13 protein-coding genes are annotated in these 17,704 nt (G+C 71.1%); 6 read left to right on the top strand and 7 right to left on the bottom strand.

All coding sequences use genetic code 11. The features are described from left to right. Positions 1-13: 13 nt before the first annotated feature. From hrpA to DEJ19_RS14515, 6 genes are all read right to left on the bottom strand, one after another. Positions 14-3,865, bottom strand: coding sequence for an ATP-dependent RNA helicase HrpA (gene hrpA / locus DEJ19_RS14540; protein ID WP_111232945.1), 3,852 nt, complete (start codon positions 3,863-3,865; stop codon positions 14-16). Positions 3,866-3,904: 39 nt separating this feature from the next. After that, complete coding sequence (locus DEJ19_RS14535; protein WP_111232922.1) at positions 3,905-5,737, bottom strand: thioredoxin domain-containing protein; 1,833 nt, start codon at positions 5,735-5,737, stop codon at positions 3,905-3,907. Between the two features lie 91 nt (positions 5,738-5,828). After that, the gene (locus DEJ19_RS14530; protein ID WP_111232923.1) at positions 5,829-6,359 is read right to left on the bottom strand and encodes an AAA family ATPase; all 531 of its coding nucleotides are present in this window, start codon (positions 6,357-6,359) and stop codon (positions 5,829-5,831) included. 4 nt (positions 6,360-6,363) lie between these two features. Further along, positions 6,364-7,431, bottom strand: coding sequence for an NAD-dependent epimerase/dehydratase family protein (locus DEJ19_RS14525; RefSeq protein ID WP_111232924.1), 1,068 nt, complete (start codon positions 7,429-7,431; stop codon positions 6,364-6,366). A 91-nt stretch (positions 7,432-7,522) separates the two neighbouring features. After that, on the bottom strand, positions 7,523-8,383 hold the full coding sequence (locus DEJ19_RS14520; protein ID WP_181441500.1) for a sulfurtransferase: 861 nt from the start codon (positions 8,381-8,383) through the stop codon (positions 7,523-7,525). A gap of 324 nt (positions 8,384-8,707) precedes the next feature. Further along, positions 8,708-10,249, bottom strand: a complete 1,542-nt coding sequence (locus tag DEJ19_RS14515; RefSeq protein WP_111234345.1) for an MFS transporter — start codon at positions 10,247-10,249, stop codon at positions 8,708-8,710. Between the two features lie 171 nt (positions 10,250-10,420). On the opposite strand from DEJ19_RS14515, the gene DEJ19_RS14510 reads away from it, so the two are divergent. Then, positions 10,421-11,083 (top strand): TetR/AcrR family transcriptional regulator, encoded by a 663-nt coding sequence (locus DEJ19_RS14510; RefSeq protein ID WP_111024668.1) that lies wholly within the window; start codon positions 10,421-10,423, stop codon positions 11,081-11,083. A 108-nt stretch (positions 11,084-11,191) separates the two neighbouring features. Here the strand turns inward: DEJ19_RS14510 and DEJ19_RS14505 are convergent, their stop codons facing one another. After that, a complete protein-coding gene (locus DEJ19_RS14505; protein WP_111234344.1) occupies positions 11,192-12,823 on the bottom strand; it encodes a dolichyl-phosphate-mannose--protein mannosyltransferase in 1,632 nt (543 codons plus the stop codon). Positions 12,824-12,933: 110 nt separating this feature from the next. Here DEJ19_RS14505 and rsmI point away from each other — a divergent pair, with 110 nt between their 5' ends. From rsmI to DEJ19_RS14480, 5 genes are all read left to right on the top strand, one after another. Beyond that, positions 12,934-13,755 carry a 16S rRNA (cytidine(1402)-2'-O)-methyltransferase gene (gene rsmI, locus DEJ19_RS14500; protein ID WP_111094536.1) on the top strand — a complete coding sequence of 274 codons (822 nt, stop codon included), beginning with the start codon at positions 12,934-12,936 and terminating at the stop codon, positions 13,753-13,755. 134 nt (positions 13,756-13,889) lie between these two features. Continuing rightward, positions 13,890-15,458 carry a methionine--tRNA ligase gene (gene metG, locus DEJ19_RS14495; protein WP_111234346.1) on the top strand — a complete coding sequence of 523 codons (1,569 nt, stop codon included), beginning with the start codon at positions 13,890-13,892 and terminating at the stop codon, positions 15,456-15,458. Beyond that, positions 15,455-16,387 carry a TatD family hydrolase gene (locus DEJ19_RS14490; protein WP_111234343.1) on the top strand — a complete coding sequence of 311 codons (933 nt, stop codon included), beginning with the start codon at positions 15,455-15,457 and terminating at the stop codon, positions 16,385-16,387. Before metG ends, DEJ19_RS14490 begins: the two co-directional genes overlap by 4 nt. Before the next feature lie 2 nt (positions 16,388-16,389). After that, positions 16,390-17,241, top strand: coding sequence for a 16S rRNA (adenine(1518)-N(6)/adenine(1519)-N(6))-dimethyltransferase RsmA (gene rsmA / locus DEJ19_RS14485; protein WP_111087865.1), 852 nt, complete (start codon positions 16,390-16,392; stop codon positions 17,239-17,241). Between the two features lie 92 nt (positions 17,242-17,333). Then, complete coding sequence (locus DEJ19_RS14480; RefSeq protein ID WP_027466058.1) at positions 17,334-17,606, top strand: hypothetical protein; 273 nt, start codon at positions 17,334-17,336, stop codon at positions 17,604-17,606. Positions 17,607-17,704: the final 98 nt, after the last annotated feature.

Genomic DNA, 17,704 nt, shown 5'->3' with positions numbered 1-17,704 from the left:
CACGGTAGACCCATCAGCGTGCGGCGGTCAGGGCCTTCGTGATCCGCTGCAACGAGACGGTCTCGGCGGTCCCGAGTTCCTGCGCGAACAGGCTGAGCCGGAACTCCTCGAGCATCCACCGAGCGTGCACGAGCTCCGGGTGCGCGCCGACCGCGGGCGGGAAGACACCGCCGGCATCGGTGTAGCGGTCGGTCGCCACGGTGACCTCGCGCATCCAGGTCGCGTCGCGTCCGGGGTTCTGCAGCAGCTTCTGCACGCGCGCCTCGATCCCCTGCAGGTAGACACGGATGCGGCGCAGCCGGTCGAGCCCCGCGACGGCGACGAACCCGGGGAACACCAGGCGCTCCATCTGCTGCCGCATGTCGCTGAGGGCGGCGAGCAGCGACATCGAGTTCGCCTGCTTGAGTGCCCGTTCGGCGGAGCGCTGCGCTGCCAGGACCGCCGCGACCTCGGACACGGCGGTGAACATCGTGTCGACGACGGTGGCCGACACCGCATCGCGGACCGACTCGAACTCGGCCTTCGTGAAGACGAGGCCGTCCGGGTGGGCCCGACGGATGCCGGCGTCGACCACGGCGGCCAGGACGTCGTCGAACAGCGCGGCGGTCGACGGGTAGGGGCTGGCGGCGAGCGCGAGCTTCTCCTGCGCGGTCAGGTGCGACTGGATGTACGACACGGGCGACGGCACCGCGTGCATCACCAGACGGCGGACCCCGGCAGGCATCCGGACGACGCGGTCCGACGGAGTGGCGAGCAACTGCACGCCGACGGTCGCCTTCGGACCCGTGCCTTCCTCGACCAGGGACGGGTACGCGCGGATGACGCCGCCGGCCTGCTTGGTGTCGAGGGTCTGCGGGAGGTCCTGGTCGGGCCAGGCGGTGAGTCCGGACTGTTCCAGCGGACGACCGGCACCGGCGGACGCGACGCGAACCGCGCCTCCTGTCCGTCCCGCGCCCTTCGCCGTGGCGGAGGCGACGCTCTGCTGGGTCCGGTCCTTCAGTTTGGTCTGCAGGGCCGACAGGTCCTTGCCGGTCTCGACCCGGCGACCACGTTCGTCGACCACGGCCCACGTCGGCAGCAGGTGCGCGGGGACGCGGGACAGGTCGAAGTCGGACTCGGAGACCGGGACGTAGGTCATGCGCTGGATCGCCTTGGCGAGGGTGGCGCGGAACGACTCGGTCGGCTCGGTCGGGGCGTCGTCGGGCAGCTCGGCGACGATCTTCTCGGCCCAGTCGGCAGCGGGCACGACGTTCTTGCGGATCTGCTTCGGCAGCGACTTGATGAGCGCGGTGACGAGTTCCTTGCGGAGGCCGCGCACCTGCCAGTCGAAGCCCTCTTCACGCATCCGGGGTAGGAGCGCGAGGGGGACCTGCACGCTGACGCCGTCGTCCTGTGCACCTGGCTCGAAGCGATACTGGATGGCGAGCCGCTGGTCGCCGCTCCGCCACTGGGTCGGGTACTCGACGTCGTCTTCGGCGGCCTCGGCCGCTGATTCGTCCAGCAGGTCCGACCGGCGCATCGTGAGCAGGTCCGGCTGCTCACGGCGGGTGTTCCGCCACCACCCCTCGAAGTCGCGGGTCGTGGCGACGTCGGCCGGGATGCGGGCGTCGTAGAACTCGTAGACGTTCTCGTCGTCGAGCAGGATGTCCCGGCGGCGGGTGCGTTCCTCGAGCTGCTCGAGTTCCTTGCGGAGCTTCCGGTTGGCGCGGTCGAAGGCCTGCTGCGATTCCCACTCACCCTCGACCAGGGCGTGCCGGATGAAGAGCTCGCGGGAGTGTTCCGGGTCGATCCGCGAGTACTGCACGCGGCGGCGCTGCACGATCGGGACGCCGAACAGGGTCACGCGCTCGTAGGCGACGACCGCCCCCTGCTTCTTCTCCCAGTGCGGTTCGCCGTAGGTGCGCTTGAGCAGGTCACCGGCGAGCGGCTCCACCCAGGCGGGGTCGATCCGGCCGACGGTCCGGGCGAACAACCGGCTCGTCTCGACGAGCTCGGCGGCCATCACGGCGTCCGGTTGCTTCTTCGCGAGCACGCTGCCCGGGAACACCACGAACCGGGTGTTCCGCGAGCCCAGGTAGTCGCGCTTCTCGCGGTCGCGCAGCCCGATCTGGCTGAGGAGTCCGGAGAGCAGCGCGCGGTGCACGGCGTCGCCGTCGTCGGAGCGGGCCTGCCCGACTCGGACGTCGACCTGCTTCGCGGCACGGGAGAGCTGCCGGTACAGGTCCTGCCACTCGCGGATGCGCAGGTAGTTCAGGAACTCGGCCTTGCACAGCCGGCGGAACGCGCTCGACGAGAGTTCCTCCTGCTGCTCCTCGATGTGGTTCCAGAGGTTCAGCAGGGTCAGGAAGTCGCTCGTCGGGTCGGCGAAGCGGGCGTGCAGCTGGTCGGCGTGCGCGCGCTTCTCGAGCGGGCGCTCGCGGGGGTCCTGGATGCTCAGGGCGCTGACGATGGCGATGACCTCGCGCCCGACGCCCTGCCGCCCGGCCTCGAGCACCATCCGACCGAGCCGGGGGTCGATCGGCAGCCGGGTCAGCTGTCGCCCGGACTTGGTGATGCGGCCGTCCTTGTCGACGGCGCGGAGCTCGCGGAGCAGGTCGAGGCCGTCCTTCACGCCCCGGCTGTCCGGCGGTTGCAGGAACGGGAACGACTCGATGTCCCCGAAGCCGAGCGAGATCATCTGCAGGATCACCGCGGCGAGGTTCGTGCGGAGGATCTCGGGGTCGGTGTACTCGGGGCGCCGGCCGAAGTCGTCTTCGGAGTAGAGCCGGATCGCGATGCCGGCACTCGTGCGGCCCGCTCGACCGGAGCGCTGACTGGCGCTGGCCTGGGAGATCGCCTCGATCGGCAGGCGCTGCACCTTGGCCCGCGGCGAGTACCGCGAGATGCGTGCCGTCCCCGTGTCGATCACGTACTTGATGCCGGGCACGGTCAGTGAGGTCTCGGCGACGTTCGTGGCGAGGACGACACGACGGCGGATGCCCGGGGTGTGCCGGCGCTCGAAGACCCGGTGCTGGTCGGCGGCGGACAGGCGGCCGTACAACGGCAGGACCTCGGTGCCCGGGTAGCGCTTGCCCTCGATCGCGTCCTGCGCGTCGCGGATCTCGTTCTCGCCGGACAGGAACACGAGCACGTCGCCCGGGTCCTCCTGTGCCAGCTCGTCGAGGGCGTCGGTGATGCCCTGCAGGGTGTCGCGGTCGTCGGCTGCGTTGCCGCTGTCACCGGTGCGGGAGTCCGACTCGTCGTCGGCGTCGTCGTCCTGGTCTTCGGCGACGAGGGGGCGGTACCGGATCTCGACCGGGTAGGTGCGGCCGGACACCTCGATGATGGGGGCGTCGTCGAAGTGCTTCGAGAACGACTCCGGGTCGATCGTCGCACTCGTGATGATGAGCTTCAGGTCGGGGCGACGGGGGAGCAGCCGCTTCAGGTAGCCCAGCAGGAAGTCGATCGTCAGGGACCGCTCGTGCGCCTCGTCGATGATGATCGTGTCGTACCGCTTCAGGTCGCGGTCGAAGTGGATCTCGTTCAGCAGGATGCCGTCGGTCATCAGCTTCACGCGGGTCTCGGAGCTCACCTTGTCGGTGAACCGGACCTGGTAGCCGACGAGCCCGCCGAGCTCCCCGCCGCCCAGTTCTTCCGCCACACGCTCGGCGATGGTCCGCGCCGCGATCCGGCGGGGCTGGGTGTGCCCGATGTGCTCACGACCGAGCTCGAGGCAGATCTTCGGCAGCTGCGTCGTCTTGCCCGAGCCGGTGGCCCCGGCGACGATGACCACCTGGTTGTCACGGATGGCAGCCGCGATGTCGTCCCGCCGCTGCGAGACCGGCAGTTCGGGCGGGTACGTGATGACGGGCAGCGGAGAAGACATGAGCATTCCAGGATACAGGCGCGACGGGCGGGAGGCGCGTCAGGCGATCTGCTGGGCCAGGGCGTCCGCCGACCGGGACGGCAGTTCGCACACCCGGTCGTGGCAGACGTAGGCGGCAGGGTCGAGCACGTCGCGTCCCTCGAACAACGAGAACCCCGCCTCGGCCCAGTCGCGTGCCTGCTCAGGCGTGGTGGTGGCGACGACCGTACCGGGGCGCCGTCCGCGGTGTGCCACGGCACGCATCGGGTCGTCGGTGCCGCTCGTGACGACGACGATCTCGCGCGACGGCCGTTGCAGGGCGAGGGCGACACCGAGGGCATCCGCGTGACCGAGGGGTCGCTCGGTCCCGGTGCGGGCGCGGTCGGCGATGAGTCGTGCCGCGGCGACCCGCAGTGCCTCGTCGCCCGTCAGCGCCCCGAGCGTCGCGGCAGCCGACGCCAGCGCCACGGTGCCGGACCGCATCGCCGTCTGCGGCTGTTCGCCCGTGGCCGTCCCCGCCGCGGCCAGCACCGGGTCGACGTCGAAGCGCTCGGCCAGGCCGTCGTCGACGAGCGAACGTGCGACGGTCGCGTAGGAGACCTCGCCCGTCACCAGGGCCAGTTCGAGCAGCCCTTCGGCGAGCAGTCCGACGTCCTCCACGGTGGCCGGAGCAGAGGACGCCCCGCGCGGTGTGCTGGACCGCACCGTCACGTGGCCGTCCCGCACGTGGGCGGCGAGGACCGCGTCGGCCGCGCCCCGCGATAGCGCGACGAGTTCCGGGTCGCCGTGCCGTGCGCCGGCGATCGCGAGCCCCCGGATCGCCAGGCCGTTCCAGCCCGTGAGCACCTGGTCGTCCAGCGGTGGCGGGTCGAGCTGGGCGCGCTCGGCGACCGGCCGGCGGTACCACTCGCCCTCGACCCGACGGCCGTCGATGGTCGACTCGCTGTCCTGCGCGGCGACGAACGCCCCGTCGGCACGGCGCAGGGTGTCCCGGAGGAAGTCGGCGATGCCGCGGGCCTGCTCGGCACCCGCGACCGCGAGCAGCCCCGCGTTGTCGTAGAGCATCCGTTCGTAGTGCGGCACGCTCCAGTCGCGCTTGGTTGCGTACCGGAAGACGCCCCCGTCGGCATCGGTCAGCTCGGACGCGCGGATCGCGTGCAACGACCGGTCGAGCAGCCCGTCGGCCTCGGCGTCGCCGTCGGCCGCCGCGCCGGCGAGGAACTCGAGCAACGGTGTGCTCGGGAACTTCGGCGCGCCGCCGAAACCGCCGTAGGTGGTGTCCTCTGCCTGGGACAGCTGGTCCGTGACGGCCCGGATGGCATCGACGGACGGGAGGCCCGGGTCGGCTCCGGCACCGCCCTCGCCCGAGCGAGCGGTCGCGTCCGCCATGGCACCCTGCCGGATCGCCGTCGCGATGGCCGACGCGTTCGCGTCGACCTCGTGCCGACGCTCGGTCCAGGCGTCGAGCACCGCGGCCAGGATCTGCCGGAACGCCGGGACCTGCCCGACGGGAGTGGGCGGGAAGTACGTCCCCGCGAAGAAGACGTGGCCGTCGGGCGTCAGGAACGTCGTCAGCGGCCAGCCGAGCTGCTGCGTGAACGCACTCGCCGAGGCCATCAGGCTCGCGTCGACGTCCGGCCGTTCTTCGCGGTCGACCTTCACCGACACGAAGTCCCGCCGGAGCAGCTCGCCGATCTCCGGGTCGGCGAAGCTCTCACGCGCCATGACGTGGCACCAGTGGCACGTGGCGTACCCGACGGACACCAACACCGGGACCCCGCGCTCGCGCGCTTCGGCGAACGCCTCGGGACCCCACTCGCGCCAGTCCACCGGGTTGTCGGCGTGCAGACGCAGGTACGGGCTGACCGAGGTGCCGAGGCGGTTGTCGTTCATGGCTCCAGCGTGCCCGCCCCCGACTGGGCGGACCACCGCCCGGGGACAACTGTGGACGGAACGCCCACTCTGCACAGGCCGTGCAGGGAGATCAGCGCTCGAGCCACCCCGTGATCGACGCGAGCCGTGCGGCCACCTGGGCGGGGCTCTGGCCGTCCGTGTCCACCCGGGTGACCGTGTCCGCGGTGGCCGAGTCGAGCCTCCCGGCCGTCCGCGTGCTGTGCGCGAGCTGCGCCTGCGGGACCGCACCACCCGCGCGTCGTGCGAGCCGGTCGGCGGTCGTGTCGTCGGATGCGCGGAGCAGGACGACGTGCACCAGCGGATCGTCGCCCATCGCCGCTGCGAGGCGCTCGTGCTCGAGCACGGACACGGTGTTGGTGTAGACGAGCCGGTGGTGCCCGATCGCCCGGTAGCCGGCCCAGATCGTGGCCAGGTTCCGCTCGGCCAGGCGCGCCTCGGGGTGTTCGACGTGCGGTGCCGGGTGCGCGAGGTCGAGCAGGTCGCCCTCGATCACCGCGTGCCGGACGTCCGCCGCGACGAGCATGTCGTGCAGTGCCTCGGCTGCCGTGGACTTGCCCACGCCGGAACGTCCGCCGATGAACAGGACCTCACACCGGAGCACCGTGTCAGCCCAGGTTGAGGGAGAGGAGCGCGAGTGCGGCGTCCTCGGGGCCGTAGTCGAACATGTGCTCCCAGAACGGGTCGTCGGCCCACGGGACGTCGCCGTCGGCGGGCGTCGCGTGGGCGGTCTCGACCAGCCATGCCAGTTCCGGGGCGACGGCGGTCGCGAACTGCGGCGGTTCCCACCCGAGGGCGCGTGCCGCAGTGGTGTCGAGGACGAACGGCGGTCGTGACGACCACGGCGTGCCACCCACGAACGCGGGCACGTCCTCGTCGAGCAGGACCTCGTCGAACCGGTGGTCGAGGTGTCCGCCGATCGTCCGCACGATCTCGAGCGCGGTCGGGGCCGAGGCATCCGCGACGTTGAGGATCCGGCGGTCCGGCGCGTCCGCGACGAGTCGGACGAGCGAACCGATGCCGCTCGCCGCCGTCGTGTGGTCGACGCCGCGGCCGTGGTCGGCGAGCAGGATGCGCTCCCGGCCGTCGAGCACACGGCGGACGACGAACCACTCCCGCGGGCGGCCGATGCCGACGCCGTACACCTTGGACGGGCGGAGCACCGTGACCGGAGCACCGTGGTCGAGCAGAACCTGCTCGGCGGCCACCTTCGCGGCGCCGTAGCCGTCACGACTCGTCGGGTCCCCGTCGCCGGCGGTGACGGTCGGCTGGATCTCGGTGACCGCGCCGCCGAACACCGGCTTGTCGAGCGAGTTCGCGTGCCGTCCCTGCTCGTCGGCGTACACCGACCTGGACGACACGAAGACGGTCGAGCCGACGTCGTCGAGGAACGGCAGGAGCTGCTGAGCGTCGTCGCGGGTCAGGCCGACGGTGTCGACGAGCAGGTCGGCTCCGGGGCGCAGGAGTTCGCGCAGGACGGACCGGTCGCGGCGGTCACCGGGCGTGAACGCGGCGCCGGCTGCGGTCAGGGCATCCGCTGCGGGGCCGCCTCGGCGTGCGAGGACGTCCACCTGCCAGTCGTCGCCGCCGCGGCCCGAGGCGTCGAGGAGCTCCCGTGCGACGGCCGAGCCGATGCCGCCGGTGCCGCCGAGGATGACCGCGCGTCTGGTGCTCATGGTGCAACGGTAGTGCGGTGTGGCCGTCGGCTCGCGGCCGTCAGTCCTCGGCCGTCGGCCGGGCGCGGCCGTCGCTCCGCGATCGGTTCCGTCAGGAGGCGAGCTGCTCGTGCCGCCACCAGTCGGCCAGCGAACCGTCGTAGACCTTCACCCGGTCGTGTCCGAGCACCGTCAGGGCGAGGGCGTCGACGCACGCGGCGCTGCCCACCCCGCAGTACGTGACGATCTCGTCGGCACCGATCACCGCGGCGAAGGCCCGCTCGAGCTCGGCGCCGCGCAGGTACGCGTTCGTCTCGGGGTCCACCAGGGTGTCCGCCGTGATCGGGGTGCTGCCCGCCACGATCGGCGGGTGGTCGTCACCGAGGGCCGCCCAGGGCGCGGCGAACACCAGGGATGCCGGCTCTTCGCCGGAGACCGCACGGGTGACCCGATCGTGGTCGGCCCAGAGCGCACGTTCTTCCCCGGCCAGGAACGCACCGGCATCGGGGTCGGACGGCGTCGCGGGCGTGCGGAGTGCGCCCACGCGGACCGGGCGGCCCTCGTCGCGCCACTTCGTGAAGCCGCCGTCGAGCACCGCGACCGAGTCGAAGCCGAACGAACGGAAGATCCACCACAGGCGTGCCGACCACTCGCCGACGCTGTCGTCGTAGACCACCACGGTCGAGGTGTTCGTCACGCCGAGCTGTGCCGCGGCGACCTCGAAGCGCTCGGCGCCGGGGCGGGTGAACGGGACGTCGGCGTCGGCGGCGGAGAAGTCGTCGATCAGGTCGGCGAAGCGGGCGCCGGGCACGTGGCCGCGCTGCTCGTGGGCGTCCCGCCCGGGGAGCCAGGTGGTGTCGAACCCGGCGCCGACCGTGTGCACCGAGGCGTCGAGCACGACGAGCTCGTCAGCACCGAGGTGGTCTGCGAGCCACTGCGTCGACACGAGTGGTGAGGTCAGGACGGGGGCCATGTCGCACACCATAATCCGCACCCCTGACGTGGGCCAGGGACGTGGACACACGGCGCAACCGGCGGTGGGGGTAGGTGCATGCGTCGGCAGTGATCGACGATGCACCAGTCGTTCGACGAGTGGTCTGTCGGAACATGCGCGCGCACCGAGTGCGTGCGCATCCATCGACGATGCACGCGTCGTTCGACAGGTGGATCGTCGTGGAACGGGTGTCGCCCCCCCACGCCGCCGCGGCCACGCCCCCCCCCCCCCCCCCCCCCCACGCACGACGGCCCGCCCCGGCAGAACCGGAACGGGCCGAAGACGCGGAGCGAACCGCCAGCGTCAGTGCGCTGCGGCGGGGATGCTCCCGGTCGTGGCGGACCCGGCTCGTGCGAGCCGCTCGACCCGCACCGACTGCCGGTTGATGAGCAGTCCGCCGGCCAGGGCGACGAGCACGAGCACGCCGGCCGAGATGCCGAACGCCACGTGGTACCCGTCGAGCGTGGCCTGGGCCTGCTGCAGCTTGGTCGGCGCGGCGGTCAGCCCGGACAGGCTGTTCGACACGACGTCCGCGAAGATCGTCGACAGCAGCGCCGTGCCGATCGAGCCACCGATCTGCTGCATGGTGTTGACCGTCGCCGAGGCGACACCGGCGTCGGCCCGGGCGACCCCGGTCGTCGCGGTGTTCATCGCGGACGAGAAGATCGTGCCCATGCCGAGACCGATGACGATCAGCGCCGGCAGGACGGTGCCCGCGTAGGAGCTGTCCAGGTCGGTGCGGAGCAGCAGCAGGAGCCCGGTCGCGGCGACCAGGCCACCGGCGAAGATGAGCACCTTCGGCCCGACGCGCGGCAGCAGGCGGCCACCGATCTGCGTCGCCGAGATCATGATCGACAGCGGCATCGGCAGGAACGCGAGACCGGTCTGCAGCGAGCTGAAGCCGAGGGTCTGCTCCAGGTAGTAGGTGAGGAACAGGAAGATGCCGAACATGCCGATCGCGACGAGGCCGATCGCGATGAACGAGCCGCCGCGGTCACGGTCGAGCACGACGCGCAGGGGCAGCAGCGGGTGGGCGACGCGGGTCTCGATGAACACGAACGCGGCGATCAGCACGACACCGCCGGCGAGCATGGCGATCGTGACGGGGGAGTCCCAGCCGTTCGTCTCGGCGTTCGAGAAGCCGTAGACAACGCCGACCAGCCCGAGCGTGATGGTGATGACCCCGAGGACGTCGATGCGCGGACGCTCGACCTTCGGCGGCTTCTCCATGAAGACGAGTGCGCCGATCACGCCGAGCACGGCGAAGACGACGTTGACGTAGAGGCACCAGCGCCACGAGGCGTACTCGGTCAGCACGCCGCCGAGCAGCAGGCCGATGGCCGCACCCGAGCCGGCGATGGACCCGAAGATGCCGAACGCGCGACCGCGTTCCTTGGGGTCGCGGAACGTGGTGGTCAGCATGCCGAGTGCGGACGGGGCGAGCAGTGCGCCGAAGACACCCTGCAGCGCGCGGGCCGCGACGAGCAGGCCGAACGAGTCGGCCAGGCCACCGAGCACCGAGGCGACGGCGAAGCCGACCAGCCCGATGATGAAGGTGTTCTTGCGCCCGAACAGGTCGCCGAGACGACCGCCGAGCAGCAGCAGCGAACCGAAGGCCAGCGAGTACGCGGTGACGATCCACTGCCGCTGGTCGGTGCCGAAGTCCAGGTCGGCCTGGGCCGAGGGCAGGGCGATGTTCACGATGGTCGCGTCGAGCACGACCATCAGCTGTGCGAGGGCGATGACCGCCAGGGCGATCCAGCGGTGGTTGCTCTTGGCGGGGGTGGTGCCCGGAGTCATGGGTGCTGTCCCGGTGGGGGTCGGCACGGTGTGTTCTGCCGTCACGGCAGCCTCCTTCGAGAAGGTTGGAGGGTGGGGTGGAGGTGCGCGCCGTCGGGCACTCCCGAGATGTGGTGGTGACGAAACCGGATGCGAGGCATCCGTTTGTGGCCAGTGTAGACCGAAACGGAAGGAGGGCATCCACTTGTTCCCAGAAAGTGCAACTACCGTCGGATCGTGAGCACCACCGAGTCCGCGTCCGACCTCGAGCGACCGCTGCGCGCCGACGCAGCGCGCAACCGCGAGCTGATCCTGCAGACGGCACGCAAGTGCTTCGCGGAGCGCGGGCTCTCCGTCACGTTGAACGACATCGCGCACGAGGCCGGCGTCGGGGTCGGCACCGTCTACCGACGGTTCGCCGACAAGGACTCCCTGATCGAGGCGCTGCTCGCCACGAAGTTCGAGGCCATGAACGACGCCGCAGCGCGCGCCGCGGACGTGTCCGACCCGCGCGAGGCGCTCCGGGTGTACCTGATGGGCGTCTTCGCGTTCCGTGCACGCGACCGTGCCCTCGCCGACGCCATCGTCCGTGCCGGCAAGGCCCGTCCGTCCATCGTGCAGGAGCGCGACCGGCTCGAACGCCAGGTCGCCGCGATCATCGGCCGTGCCGAGACCGCCGGCGTCGTCCGCCCCGGCTTCGACTACCGGGACCTGCCGATGCTCACCGCGATGGTCGGTGCGGTCGCCGACGCCACCCGCGAGCACGACCCGGACGCCTGGCGCCGCTACGCGGAACTCCTGATCCAGGGCGTCCTGCCGGGCACGGACGACACCGCGCCGATGCTCGGCGACCCGCTGGACCGCGAATCGATCGAGCGCGCGCTGCACGCGCAGTCCTGACCACTGCGGTCTGGAGGCCCGTGGCGGCGCCGCCACGGGCCTCCAGTCCGGCGGTGGTCGCCACCAGAGCGCCCAGCGCGACGGGCGCGCCCGGACCTGCCAGACCGGCTACAACCAGCTGGGCATCCAGTAGTGCGACCGGACGAAGTCCCACGGCACCTGCATCGCCGTCCACATCGGGTACCAGTAGACCGAGGCGAGCACGACGACGCCCAGGTACACGCCGACCCACAGGATCGCCCGTGACCGGCGTGACCGTTCGTCGCTCCGCCTGCCGATCACCAACCCGATCGCGGCGGCCAGCGCCATCACCATGTAGGGCTCGAAGGCGATCGTGTAGAACTGGAACACCGTCCGGTCGACGTACATCAGCCAGGGCAGGTACCCCGCCGCGACGCCGAGCAGGACGAAGCCGTACTCCCACTTCCGGCGCAGGATCCAGAGCACGAGCAGCGCCACCGTGGCGATGACCGAGGCGTACCAGATGAACGGGTTCGCGATGCCGGTGATCGCCTCGCCGCAGCGGTTCGCCCAGCAGCCGTCCTGTCCGGCGTCCGTGCCGACGTAGAACATCGACGTGGGGCGCTGCATCACGAGCCAGAGCAGCGGGTTCGCCTGGTACGAGTGCGGGGTGTGCAGCCCGATGTTGAAGGCGTAGATCTCCGACTGGTAGTGCCACCAGTTCTGCAGGCTGTCCGGCACCCAGGCGAGCAGCCCGGTCCAGCGGTCGCCGCCCGAGGACAGCCAGTTGCGGTCCCAGCCGTCCTTCGACACGAACCAGCCGGTCCAGGACGCCACGTAGGTCACCGCGGCGATCGGCACGGTCAGCAGGAACGACACCGGTGCCTGCTGCAGCAGCGCGCTCGACGACCAGAACTCGACCCCGGCGCGGCGGCGCATCATCATGTCGCTCAGCACGGAGTACACGGCGAAGAACGCCAGGAAGTACACCCCCGACCACTTCGTCGCCGCTGCCAACCCGAGGGCCAGGCCCATCGCGAACAACCACGGGCGCCACCAGAACACCGGCCCCCACAGGGTGGTCCGGCCCGCGGCGGCGCGGGCGGCGACCCACTCGTCGAGCCGTCGTTGGCTCCGCCGGCGGTCGAGCAGCAGCGCCCCGAACCCGAGGATGACGAAGAAGGTCAGGATGCCGTCGAGGAGCGTCACCCGCGACATCACGATCGCCTGCCCGTCGATCGCGAGCAGGAAGCCGGCGAGCGTGCCGATCATCGTCGAACGGAACAGCGACCGGGCGATCACGGCGGTGAGGAACACCGTCGCGATGCCGAGCACGGCCACCGTGAAGCGCCAGCCGAACGAGTTGTCCGCCCCGAACAGCAGCATCCCGAGGCCGATGAGGTACTTGCCGAGCGGCGGGTGCGCGATGAACTCCGCGGCGCTCGTGAAGATGTCCGTCTCACCGCGCACGAACCGGTCGTCGGTCGTCGGGGCGCCGTCCCCGCTCGGGTTCGCGGGCCAGGTGCCCTCGTACCCGAGGTGCACGATCGACCAGCCGTCCTTGACGTAGTACGTCTCGTCGAACACGAGCGAGTGCGGGTTGCCGAGGTTCACCAGGCGCAGCACGGCGGCGAGGAGCGTCACCGCGAGCGGACCCGTCCACCGCCACACGGCGACGCGCTGCGACGTGGAGAGCACCCGCCCCCACCAGTCGTCCAGGCGCGAGCCGACCGGCCCGTCGGGCACGGCCGTGCGGTCGTCGGTCAGCTCGCTGGTCATCGCTGAGCATCCTACGGATCGACCACATGTCCCCGCTGCGACGGGGCTGCTCGCGACGGCGCGGCCGCCCTGGGGCCGTGCCGGGGTCGCGGTGCGGGGACAATGGGTGCGTGATCGTCCTCGCAGCAACGCCCATCGGCAACCTCGGGGACGCCTCGCGCCGTCTCGTCGAGACCCTCTCCAACGCCACGGTCGTCGCGGCGGAGGACACCAGGACCGCCATCCACCTGATGCGCGCCCTGGGCATCGAGAACCGTCCGCGGCTCATCGCCCTGCACGAGCACAACGAGCGGGCGAAGGCGTCCGAGGTCGTCGAGCTCGCCCGCGACGAGGACGTCGTGGTCCTGACCGACGCCGGCATGCCCGCGATCAGCGACCCCGGCTTCCCCCTCGTCGAGGCCGCCGCGGCCGCCGGGGTCACCGTCACCGCCCTGCCCGGGCCGTCGGCCGTGCTCATGGCGCTCGCCGTTTCCGGGCTGCCCACCGACCGCTTCACGTTCGAGGGGTTCCCGACCCGCAAGGCCGGGGAGCGCCGTCGGGCGTTCCAGTCCCTGGCGGGGGAGCAGCGGACCATGGTGTTCTTCGAGTCGCCGCACCGGCTGGCCGAGACCCTGGCGGACATGGCCGTCGGGTTCGGGGGCGACCGACGCGCCGCGGTCTGCCGTGAGCTCACGAAGCTGTACGAAGAGGTCCGCCGTGGGCCGCTGGACGAACTCGTCGAGTGGGCGTCCGAGGGCGTCCGGGGTGAGATCTGCATCGTCGTCGCCGGCGCCGCGGAGGCCACCGAAGAAGCCACGCTCGACGACGGCGTGCGCCTGGTGCTCGAGCGGGTGGCCGCCGGCATGCGCATGAAGGAGGCCGCCGCGGCGGTCGCGGACGCGACCGGGCTGTCGAAGCGGGACCTCTACGAAGGGGCGCTCGCGGCACGCTGAGCGGGGCTCGTCACGTTCGCGTCCGCCGGTCTGGAGGCGCGGGGCGGGCCCGTCACGGGCCTCCCGGACCCGGTTCTCCACAGTCCACCGCCGGACGCGTCATCAGGGTTCGGTGCGCCCGTAGGATGGTCCGCATGTCCGCCGGGTCCTCGTTCAGCATCACCACGCCGATCTTCTACGTGAACGACGTGCCCCACATCGGGCACGCCTACACCGAGGTCGCCGCGGACTTCCTCGCGCGCTGGCACCGGCAGCGCGGTGACGACACCTGGCTGCTCACCGGCACCGACGAGCACGGGCAGAAGATCCTGCGCACCGCCTCGGCGAACGACGTCTCGCCCAAGGAATGGGCCGACCGGCTGGTCAACGACGCCTGGAAGCCACTGCTCGACACGGTCGACGTCGCGAACGACGACTTCATCCGCACCACCGACGAACGGCACGAGCGCGGCGTGACGGCGTTCCTGCAGAAGCTGTACGACGACGGTTTCATCTACGCCGGTGAGTTCGAGGGCTTCTACTGCGTGGGCTGCGAGGAGTACAAGCAGCCGAGCGACCTGGTCGCCGGGACCGGTGCGTACGAGGGCCAGCAGGTCTGCGCGATCCACTCGATCCCGGTCGAGGTGCTGGCCGAGCGCAACTACTTCTTCCGGATGTCCGACTTCGAGCAGCGCCTGCTCGACCTGTACGAGTCGAACCCGCTGTTCATCCAGCCCGAGAGCGTCCGCAACGAGATCATCTCGTTCGTCAAGCAGGGGCTCCGCGACCTGTCGATCTCGCGCTCCAGCTTCGACTGGGGCATCAAGATCCCCTGGGACAGCGACCATGTGCTCTACGTGTGGTTCGACGCCCTGCTCAACTACGTCACGGCGCTCGGCTACGGCACCGACGACGACGAGGCCTTCAAGCGCCTCTGGCCGAGCGTGCACATCGTCGGCAAGGACATCGCCCGCTTCCACGCCGTCATCTGGCCCGCGATGCTCATGGCCGCCGGGCTGCCGGTGCCGGAGCGCGTCTTCGGCCACGGCTGGCTGCTCGTCGGCGGCGAGAAGATGTCCAAGTCGAAGCTGACCGGCATCGCGCCGTCCGAGATCACCGACACGTTCGGGTCCGACGCGTTCCGCTACTACTTCCTGCGCGCCATCACCTTCGGGCAGGACGGCAACTTCAGCTGGGAAGACATCTCGGCGCGCTACCAGGCCGAGCTCGCGAACGGCTACGGCAACCTGGCGTCCCGCCTGGTCGCCATGCTGCAGAAGTACTGCGACGGCGAGGTCCCCGCTCGCGGCGAACTGACGGAGTCCGACCAGGCGATCGACGCCCTGGCCGTGTCGGTCACCGAGCGTGCCGACGCCGCCATCGCCGCCTTCGCCCCGCACGAGGCGATCGCGAGCGTGTGGGAGCTCGTCGACGCCCTGAACGGGTACATCACCGAGCAGGCGCCCTGGGCCCTGGCGAAGGACGACGCCAACCGCGAGCGCCTCGGCACGGTCCTGACCACCGCGCTCCGTGGCCTCGGCACCGTCACCGTCCTGCTGTCCCCGGTCATGCCGAAGGCGACCGAGAAGCTCTGGGCCTCGATCGGCGCCGGCGGGTCCGTCGCCGAGCAGCGGGTCGACCGCGCGTACGAGTGGCAGGGTGCGTCGCACGTGGTGCCGCTCGAGAGCGGGCTGTTCCCCCGGATCGAGCAGGTCTCCGCGTGACCGACGCCGAGTCGCACGTCCGGTCCCGTGGTGACGGGGCGTCCGGGGGCTCGAAGCGCGACCTGACGTACCCGCCGCTGCCGCAGGCGCTCGTCGTGCCGGTGTACGACAACCACACCCACATGGAGATCGCCGACGGTGTCGGCGACGGGGGTGACGGTCCGCTCGAGTACCGCGAGCACCTCGACCGTGCCTCGAGCGTCGGCGTGCGCGGTGTCGTGCAGGTCGGCACCGACCTCGCCACCTCGGAGTGGTCCGCGTCGATCGCCGCCCGGGAGCCCCGGGTCCTGGCGGCCGTCGCGCTGCACCCGAACGAAGCGCCCGTGCTGCAGGAACAGGGGCTGCTCGACGAGCACCTCGCCCGCATCGAACGGCTCGCCGCGCTGCCGCGGGTCCGGGCGATCGGTGAGACCGGCCTCGACTTCTTCCGCACCGGCGAGGACGGCCGCGACGCCCAGGTCCGTTCGTTCGAGGAGCACATCCGCATCGCGAAGGAGCACGACCTCGCGCTGACGATCCACGACCGCGACGCGCACGACGCCGTGGTCGAGGTCCTCGACCGCGTGGGTGCCCCGGAACGCACCGTCTTCCACTGCTTCTCCGGCGGCCCGGACCTCGCCCGGCTCTGCGCCGAGCGCGGCTGGTACATGTCGTTCGCCGGCACCGTGACGTTCAAGAACGCCGCACTGCTGCGTGAAGCCCTGGTCGTCGCCCCGCGGCACCTGATCATGATCGAGACCGACGCACCGTTCCTGACGCCCACCCCGTTCCGTGGCCGCCCGAACGCGCCGTACCTCATCCCGCTCACCCTGCGGTCGATGGCGGAGACGCTCGGCACGGACGCCTCGATGCTCGCGGCCCAGATCGCCTCGAACACCGAGCTCGTCTACGGCGCGTGGGACGCCGAGCCCGTGACGGTGGACGAGTAGTCGTGGGCGCACTGCTCGGCCCGGCGGAGATCCGGGAGCTCGCGGCCGAACTCGACGTCACCCCGACGAAGAAGCTCGGGCAGAACTTCGTGCACGACGCCAACACCGTGCGGCGCATCGTGTCCGTCGCCGGTGTGACCCCGTCGGCACGGGTGCTCGAGATCGGCCCGGGGCTCGGGTCGTTGACGCTCGGGCTCACCGAGACCGGCGCGCCCGTCACCGCGGTCGAGATCGACAAGCGCCTGGCCGCCAAGCTCCCGTCGACGGTGTCGTCGATGCAGCCGGATGCCAGGCTGACGGTCGTGCAGCAGGACGCCATGACCGTCGCCGCCACGGACCTCGACGTCGAGCCGACGCACCTCGTCGCGAACCTGCCGTACAACATCTCCGTGCCCGTGCTGCTGCACCTGCTCGCGACCTTCCCGTCGATCGAGCGGTCGCTCGTCATGGTGCAGGCCGAGGTCGGGTACCGGCTGGCCGCAGGCCCCGGCAGCAAGGTCTACGGTTCGCCGAGCGTCAAGGCCGCCTGGTACGGGTCGTGGAGCACCGCCGGGTTGGTCAGCCGTCAGGTCTTCTGGCCGGTGCCGAACGTCGACAGTGTCCTGGTGGCGTTCGACCGGCACGAGCCCCCGGGTGACGAGCTCCTGCGGTCTCGGGTGTTCACACTGGTGGACGCGGCGTTCCAGCAGCGACGCAAGATGCTGCGGCAGAGCCTGTCGGGGGTGCTCGGCGGCAGTGCGCACGCGTCCGAGGTCCTGACGGCGGCGGGCATCGACCCGACCGCCCGGGGTGAGGCGATCGGTGTGGACGACTTCGTGCGGCTCGGGCGGACGGTCTTGGCGGCTGCGGAGTAGTCCTTCTCACGCCTGGCGTCAGCGAAATACGGAATGTTTCGTGATGTCCGTTCGGTGCTCCTACGGTTGATCTCATCGACCGAGGAGCGACCATGCAGCCGACCGAACCACGACGACCGATCCGCCGCGGCCCGACCGAGGAACAGCTCACAGCCGGACGTCGGCGCGCCCTGCTCAGCGCGGATCCTGGTCGGCCGCCGGGGCCGCGGATCTTCACCGACGCCGAGCGGCAAGCGCTGTTCGCTCGGACGCCGCGACCTGAAGGCACGTTCGAAGAACGCCGCGAGCGCCGACGGCGCGCGATCGAGTCGATCGATCCGGACTGCAGAGCCGAACCCATCGCGCGCATTCGCCAGGCGCGCTGAGTTCAACGAGTGTGTCGTCCGGGCTGCAGCTGACCGCGATGGTGCGAGGTTCCGTGGTCGGTGCGAGCCGAAGTGCCTCACACCGAACACGGAACCTC

The sequence above is a fragment of the Curtobacterium sp. MCSS17_016 genome (assembly GCF_003234255.2).
In the GTDB taxonomy this organism is placed as follows: domain Bacteria; phylum Actinomycetota; class Actinomycetes; order Actinomycetales; family Microbacteriaceae; genus Curtobacterium; species Curtobacterium flaccumfaciens.
This window is presented reverse-complemented; position numbering and strand designations above follow the sequence as displayed.